The following is a 4,547-nucleotide window of genomic DNA, read 5'->3' as shown; positions in this document are numbered from 1 at the left end:
TGTCCCGTGACTTCCGGGCGCGTGAGTACTGGCGCGGCCCGGTCTGGCCGGTCGTGACGTGGCTCTTCTCCTGGTGCTTCGCGCGTCGCGGTTGGGCGGAACGCTCGTCGAACCTGCGGCGCGAGGGCCTGCGGCAGGCCAGTGACGGCACCTTCGCCGAGTACTACGAGCCGTTCACCGGGGAGCCGCTCGGGAGCATGCAGCAGTCGTGGACCGCCGCCGCGGTGTTGGACTGGCTGGGCTAGATTCCCGAGCGCTACGCGGCTAGGTCTCCTGCTCGGCCAATCGCGACAGCGGCGCAAGGGCTCTGGCCAACGTCTCTCGCTCTTCGGAACTGAGCTTGCTCAGCAGCTTGGCGAGCGATGCCCGCCGAGTCGCCAGCGCCTCGCGGTGCTGAACGAGACCGCGCGGGGTGACGTCGACGAGGACGGCGCGAAGATCGGAGGGGTCGCGAGACCGCTTGACCAGTCCGAGCTTCTCGAGTCGCCGGATCGCGACCGTGGTGGTCGGGGTGCGCACGCGCTCGTGGGCTGCGAGTTCGGTCATCCTGATCGGGCCGAGGTCGAGCAGCGTCAGCAGGATCGACAGCTGCGCCAGAGTCAGGTCGGCGCCGCCTTCGGGGGTGTTGCGATTCGAGTCACCCCGGCGCAGGACGGAGAAGAGCTTGGAGAGCACCTGCTGCAGCTCCCCGGCCAGCTCAGTGACCTGCGGTTCGGTCTCTACCATAATTCGCTAGTCTAACCTGTCACTGCCTGTCACAAGCTCGACATGCGGCTTTTCGCCGAAGTGACGCGCATGGCCACCTGTCGGGCGTTGCCACATTTCGTAGCCGATGCGGATCGCTAGAGCACCTGGGACAGGAACTGGCGGAGCCGTTCCGTTTCGGCGCCCTCGAATAGCCGCTCGGGTGATCCGGTTTCGACGACCTTGCCGTGGTCCATGAACACCACTGCGTCCGCCGCGGATCGGGCGAACCCCATTTCGTGGGTGACTACCACCATCGTCATCCCGTCCTCGCCGAGCTCGGCGATGAGCGCCAGGATTCCCTTGACCAGTTCGGGGTCGAGCGCCGAGGTGGCCTCGTCGAAGAACATCACCTGGGGTGCCATTGCCAGGGCGCGGGCGATCGCCACCCGCTGTTGCTGGCCGCCGGACAGGGTGGCCGGCCGCACTTCGGCCTTGTGCCGCAACCCGACTCGCTCCAACTGCGCGAGGCCGAGTTCGCGCGCCGCCTCGGCGTCGAGGCGCTTGAGTTTGCGGGGCGCCAGTGTGACGTTGTCCAGCACGGTGCGGTGGGGGAACAGGTTGAACTGCTGAAACACCATGCCGATGCGCTGCCGCAACTCGTCGGGGCTGTCCGCCAGGACTGATCGGCCGTCGAGCAGAATGTCGCCACGGTCGGGCTCGTAGAGCCTGTTCAATGCCCGCAGCAGGGTGGACTTACCGGAACCCGACGGTCCGATCACGGCCGTGGTGGTGCCCGCAGGCACGTCGACGTCGACCCCGCGCAACACGGCGTTCTTACCGAAGGACAAGTGAATGTCGTTGGCGGCCAGCGACACTGGCTCGAACTTGGTGGCGGTACTCACACCATCTCCTGGGTCGAGGCTGGGCTGGCGGGGTTGGCCGGATCGACGGAGTCGGCCACGGCTCTGCCGCGTCGTAGCCGACCGTCGATGTAGTTGACCAGGTGGGTGAGCGGGATCGTCAGCGCGAGGTAGAACAGTCCCGCCGCGACCAGGGGTGACAGGTTGCCGGTCTGCGCGTTGAGGTCGCGGCCCACTTGGAACAGCTCGCGCTGGCTGGCGATCAGACCGAGGAAGTAGACCAGTGACGACGCCTTCAGCAGTGAGATGAACTGGTTGACCAGCGCTGGCAGCACCCGCCGAATGCCTTGCGGCACTACTACCAAGCGCATCGACCGCGAGTAGCTGAAGCCCAGCGCGCGCGAGGCCTCCAGCTGCCCGGCCTCCACGCTCTGGATGCCCGAGCGCAGGATCTCGCCGATGTAGGCCGCAGCCATCAACCCCAGGGCGGCGATCCCCAGCGGGTACGGGTTGTTACCGGTCAGCCCGCCAACGATCGGTCCGACGCCCAGTCCGATGATCAGGATGATCACCACCTCGGGCAGTCCGCGGAACACGTCGGTGTAGACCCTTGCCGGCCACCGCAGCCAGCGGGCGTTGGAGATGCCGGCGATCGCGAGTCCCAGCCCAAGCACCAGTCCGATCACACTGGCGCAGACCGTCAGGATCAGGGTGTTGGGCAGGCCCGTCTTGAAGAGGTCGGGTATCGCCTTCTTATACAAACCCCAATCGAGGAACGAGGCCTTCAGCTGCTGCAGAACGGATTTCGCGGCCACGGCGGAGTTGTCGGCGGCGGGCTTCTTATTGGCCGCGATCGCGGCGAAGTCGGGCAGCTGCGGCCTCGGCGCCGCCTTGGAGCCGGGTTTCCACCCGGGTGGCAGGGCGCGGGGCACCCAGTTGGAATACAGCTTCGACCACGTGCCGTCGGCGATCACCGCGTCGAGCCCGGCGTTGAGGGCGTCGATCAACGGCTTGTTCTCCTTGGCCACCGCATAGGCGACGAAGTTGTCCAGGCTGAAGGTGTTCTCGACGATCTGCGCCGGGTCACCTGCCTGAACGGTGCCGATTGCCTGCTGCGACGGCGCCACCCAGGCGTCGATCTGGCGGGTCTTCAGGCTTGCGTAGACGGTGTTGTAGTCGGGGAACTTCACGGGGTCCAGGTGCAGGGTGTCGACGACGTACGCCTCCTGGACGGTGCCCTGGACCACGCCGATGCGCTGCCCGGCGGCCAGTTGGGCGAAGCCCTTGATCGCCGACCCGGGCGGCACGACCAGCGAGAAGTAGCCGAAGTCGTAGCCGTTGGTGAAACCAACGGTCTGGCGCCGTGCGTCGGTGGTGGTGATCGACGACGAGCCGACGTCGAAGCGTCGCGCCGCCACCTGCGCGAGCAGGCCGGAGAAGTCGGTGCCGACGAAGTTGACCTTCAGTCCCAGCTTGTCGGCGACGGCGCGCAGCAGTTCGTTGTCGAACCCGGTGAACTGCCCCTTGGCGTCGATGCAGATGCTCGGGGGCGCGTCCGACAGCGTGCCGACGGTCAGCACGCCGGGAGTGCCGAGGCCAAGGGCGTCGACGTTGACCGGGAGCGGCTCGACGCCTGCGGTGGTGTACCTGTCTGCCTCGGGTCCCTTGGCTGCTGAGGCCAAATTGGTCGGCAGCGCGCTGGCGCTCTCCACCCCTGGCGGTGCGCACTGGTCGACGTCCGCTCCCGCCGCGGGCGCCAGCCCCATCGCCACCACGAAGAGGGCGGCCAGTGCGACGACGACACCCTTGTACATCCGCTCGCCGGTCATCATCGAAACCTATCGGTCGGTGCTACCGATGCGACGGGTTGGGCTCATTCAGAACACAACGGAGGACCCCGACGGCCCGAGCACACGGCGTCGCCTCAGCTCGGTGATCATGATCCGGCCCATCTCCTCGGCCCGTTCCGCGCAGGCGGCCCGCGCCCCGTCGGGGTCCGCGTCGCCGATGGCCGCGGTCTCCGCGACATAGAACGGAAACAGCTCGTCGTGGCTGCCCGGGTACGCGGTCCAGAACGTTCGTGGCATGAACGTCTGTGAGGCGCGGATCGCCGCCTGCACGCGCGGCCCGGCGTACTTGTCGTTGATCGTTTTGCGGTAGTGCCGGGCGTGCTCGTGAAACTTCTTCGACCCGTTGGTTGCCTGCAAGGCATCGAGCGTGGCGCGGAGCTCGTCGACGATCTTCGGCCGGTGTGCGACGGCTGCCCGGCCCGACGGGATGCCGTTGAGCACGCCGTGGAGCTCGTGGTGTTCGCGGATCACGCCTTCGTCGAAGCGTTCGACGAAGGCGCCTCGGTGGTACTGCGTCGACACCGCCCCGATGTGCTCCAGCTCGACGACGGCCTCTTGGACGGGAACCCGACTGAGGCCGAGCTCTTCGGCAATTTCGTTGCGGTCCAAGCGATCTCCGGATCGCAGCTTGCCAGTCAGGACCAGGTTCACGACGTGTGAGACGACCAGGTCCTTCTCTTTGACCCCGTACTTCTTGGGCATGGCGCGGTCAGTTTCTCACGTCGCCGCTGGCGCGGGACGTGTTCGACCGCTTTGGTTCAGTCCAGCGAGTCTCGCCAGCGGCACAGCGCCTCGGCGGAGGTCAGATCGTAGTCGGGGCCGTTGACGCCGACGGTCAACAGGCTGACACCGAGGTCGACGAGGGCCGCGGCGTCGGCGAGCAGCGCATCACCTTCGCCGGTGACACCGGCGGACCGCTCGATCGCGGCTGGATCGCGGCCGACGTCCGCGCAGTGCCGATCGAGGATCGCTGCCTTGCCAGGGTAGGTCTCGGTGGTCGTGAACCCGTGCCACAGGTGGGCATACTCGGCGACCAGGCGCAGCGTCTTCTTCTCGCCCTGGCCGCCGATGAGGATCGGGATGTCGCGGACCGGGGCGGGATTCAGCTTGCCAAGGCGCGACGTGATGCGGGGCATGGCGGCGGCGAGGT

Annotated in this window: 5 protein-coding genes and 1 pseudogene; 1 reads left to right on the top strand and 5 read right to left on the bottom strand. The window is 67.2% G+C overall.

The annotated features are described in order from the left end of the window. Positions 1–245: MGH1-like glycoside hydrolase domain-containing protein (locus tag QOD90_RS18920; RefSeq protein ID WP_526352366.1), on the top strand; the 245-nt coding region annotated here is incomplete at its 5' end. Between the two features lie 19 nt (positions 246–264). On the opposite strand, the gene QOD90_RS18915 is transcribed toward QOD90_RS18920, so the two are convergent. The 5 genes and pseudogenes from QOD90_RS18915 to QOD90_RS18895 all read right to left on the bottom strand — a co-directional run. Beyond that, positions 265–726, bottom strand: a complete 462-nt coding sequence (locus QOD90_RS18915; protein ID WP_526352365.1) for a MarR family winged helix-turn-helix transcriptional regulator — start codon at positions 724–726, stop codon at positions 265–267. 116 nt (positions 727–842) lie between these two features. Next, on the bottom strand, positions 843–1,589 hold the full coding sequence (locus tag QOD90_RS18910) for an amino acid ABC transporter ATP-binding protein (protein WP_526352364.1): 747 nt from the start codon (positions 1,587–1,589) through the stop codon (positions 843–845). Next, the gene (locus QOD90_RS18905) at positions 1,586–3,361 is read right to left on the bottom strand and encodes an ABC transporter substrate-binding protein/permease (RefSeq protein WP_526352367.1); all 1,776 of its coding nucleotides are present in this window, start codon (positions 3,359–3,361) and stop codon (positions 1,586–1,588) included. The genes QOD90_RS18910 and QOD90_RS18905 overlap by 4 nt, the downstream gene beginning before the upstream one ends. A 63-nt stretch (positions 3,362–3,424) precedes the next feature. Further along, positions 3,425–4,099, bottom strand: a complete 675-nt coding sequence (locus tag QOD90_RS18900) for a GntR family transcriptional regulator (RefSeq protein WP_526352363.1) — start codon at positions 4,097–4,099, stop codon at positions 3,425–3,427. A gap of 56 nt (positions 4,100–4,155) precedes the next feature. After that, positions 4,156–4,547: pseudogene (locus tag QOD90_RS18895) on the bottom strand (LLM class F420-dependent oxidoreductase); the annotation flags it as partial.

This window comes from Mycobacterium sp. (assembly GCF_032161845.1).
Taxonomy (GTDB): domain Bacteria; phylum Actinomycetota; class Actinomycetes; order Mycobacteriales; family Mycobacteriaceae; genus Mycobacterium.
This window is presented reverse-complemented; position numbering and strand designations above follow the sequence as displayed.